The 2,418-nt window shown below is 78.9% G+C and carries 2 protein-coding genes; both read right to left on the bottom strand.

Annotation, left to right across the window (positions count from 1 at the left end; genetic code table 11):
• Nucleotides 1–210: 210 nt before the first annotated feature.
• Nucleotides 211–1,800: a flavin monoamine oxidase family protein gene (locus tag M0638_RS23285; RefSeq protein WP_282572244.1), complete on the bottom strand. Its 1,590-nt coding sequence runs from the start codon at nt 1,798–1,800 to the stop codon at nt 211–213.
• 203 nt (nt 1,801–2,003) lie between these two features.
• Nucleotides 2,004–2,330, bottom strand: coding sequence for a cell envelope biogenesis protein OmpA (locus M0638_RS23275; RefSeq protein ID WP_248669352.1), 327 nt, complete (start codon nt 2,328–2,330; stop codon nt 2,004–2,006).
• Between the last annotated feature and the right edge of the window lie 88 nt (nt 2,331–2,418).

The raw sequence follows: 2,418 nt of genomic DNA, 5'->3' as shown, positions 1-2,418 counted from the left end.
CCGGCGCCAGAGCGGATCGCCGGCGGGCGGACACGCCCGGCGGCGTGAACCCGCGCCGAGAACAACGAGCTACGGCGAACCGCAGTCCCAACCGGACTGCGGTTCGCCGTGGAGCGGAACGCGAACCAGTCGGGACTGCGTGCCGCCCCATCCCATTGTTTTCCGAGCGGCTTCACGCCGCCGGGCGTAGCCGCCCGCCAGCGATCCGCTCTATCCGCGCCGTGCCCGTGCCTCGGCGCCGATCGCGGCGGCGGCGGCCTCGGCCGAAAGCACCGCGCCCTCCTGCCAGCCGGGCAGCCAGCTCAGGTGCTCGCCGGCGAAGTGGTAGGGCGGCTCGGCGGCACAGAGCAGCGGATAGAGGTCGCGCCGCTGTGCCCCGGTGTACTCCGCCCAGGCGCCGAGCGCGTGCGGGACGCGTCCCCAGGGGATGGAGACGGGCAGCGACACCGCGCCGCCGTAGCCCGGGTGCAGGCGCTCGCCATCCGCCGCCACGGCGGCGGCGCGTTCGGCGGGGGAGCGGGCGGCGAAGCGCCCGGCGGGCGGACCGCCCCAGATGTAGGCGCCGATCAGGATGCCACCCGGCGCGCCGAAGCCGTGCGAGGGATACCAGAGCTGCGTCGCGTCGCGCCCGGTCCAGGAGATGCCGCCGTAGATGGCGTGGTCCTCCTCCCAGAAGCGGCGGGCGGCGTGGAAGGCGAGCTTGGCGGCCGGGGCGTACTCCACCGCCGCCAGGGCCTCGCGCCGGGCGGGATCGAAGTCGGCGTCGAGCCGCGCCAGCACCGGCGCGGGCAGGGTGACGAGCAGGTGGTCGGCGCGGGCGGCGTGGACGGCGCCGGCGCGGTCGCGCCATTCGGCCCGGGCACCGCCGGCTCCCGGGGGCCCGTCGCGGCGCAGGCGCAGCACCTCGGCCCCGTAGGTGACGGCGTCGCCGAGCGGCCGGGCCAGGGCGGTGGCGATCGCGTCCATCCCGCCCACGGGCTGCAGCATGGTGGCGGCGTAGTCGATCCCCTCGGCGAATTCCGAGCCGTACCAGAAGCGCGAGCGCAGCAGCGCGGCGAGGTCCAGCGGCGGCAGCCGCGCGCCGGGCGCGTCGCCGGCGCCGGGCGGCACGGCCCAGCCGGCGCGGGCGCTGCCGGACCAGCGCAGGTCGCGGTCCAGCGCGCCGAACGTGCGCAGCAGGTCGCGCAGGGCTTCGAGGTCGGCGGGCGAGACGGGCGCGTCCAGCGCCTGCCGGTCCAGCGCCTTCGCCGCCAGCTCCGCCACCACGCCGCGCAGATCGGCGCGCACCCGGCGCAGCGTCTGCGGGGCGCCGCCGAAGGCCGCGTCGGCCTGCAGCAGCGCGGCGCGGTTCTCGTTGACCAGCGGCTCCAGCGCCACGCCGAGGCGGCGGCACCAGCCGAGCAGCGCGCGGTGGTGGTGCGGGATCCGGGCCGGGCCGGGATTGGCGTAGAGGTGCGGGGCGGCGGGCCAGACGACGCGCTGGACGGTGCCGTCGTCCTCCTCGACCGTGTCGCCGGCGCGCCAGGTGCGGCAGCGGCCGCCGGGGCGGTCGCGCGCCTCCAGCACGGCGACGTCGAAGCCGGCCTCGCGCAGCCGGTGCGCCGCGACCAGCCCGGCGATGCCGGCACCGAGAACCAGCACGCGCCCGCCGCCGGAGGCGGGCAAGGCGGGGGGCACCTCGGGAGCCGGCTGCGCCGCGGCGGGCGGGGCGGGGGCGAGGGCGGCCAGCACCGCCTGGGCGGCGGCCAGGCCGCCGGCCTCGGCGACGCGGTGGACGAGCTGGCGTCGGGTGGTCGGCATGGAGGGCTCGCGCCGGCACGGCCGGACCGGGATCATGCCCGATCACGGCCCGCGCCGCGAATGTGCCTGCGGCGGGCAGGCCCGCCCGGCCTGCCCCGCGGCGGATTCCGGCGGCGGGACGGGCAAGCCTGCCCGGCCATCCTGCCCGTGCGCGAACCCCGGAGGTCCGCCCGGGCCGCGGCCGCGCCGACCGCGGGCCCGTGCTACTTCCCGTAGTATCCGGAGTAGCCGGGCGCCGGGTAGTAGCTCGGCGGCGGCGGCGGGTAGTAGGGCGGCGGCGCGCCGTAGTAGGCGGGCGGCGGGGTGGGCGTGGTCGCGGCACCGCCGACCGCGCCGATCGCGCCGCCGGTCAGGGCACCGATCGCGGCACCCCGGCCGCCGCCCGCGATGGCCCCGATCGCGGCGCCCGTGCCGGCGCCGAGCGCCGCGCCGCCCAGGGCGCGCTGGCCGGGATCGTACGGGTTGGTGCAGGCCGACAGGCCGCTGGCCAAGGCCAGCAGGGCCAGGCAGGCGATGGGCGCGCGTCTCATCCTCGATCTCCTCCCGGCCACTGCCGGGCTGCTGGTCCGTGGGGCCATGCGGGCATGGCCCGGCAATGCGGCGGCACCATGACCGGCC

Origin of the sequence: Roseomonas acroporae, from assembly GCF_023223525.1 — a bacterium.
GTDB lineage: Bacteria > Pseudomonadota > Alphaproteobacteria > Acetobacterales > Acetobacteraceae > Roseomonas_E > Roseomonas_E acroporae.
The sequence above is the reverse complement of the archived record's forward strand: the minus strand, read 5'-3'. Positions and strand labels throughout refer to the sequence as shown.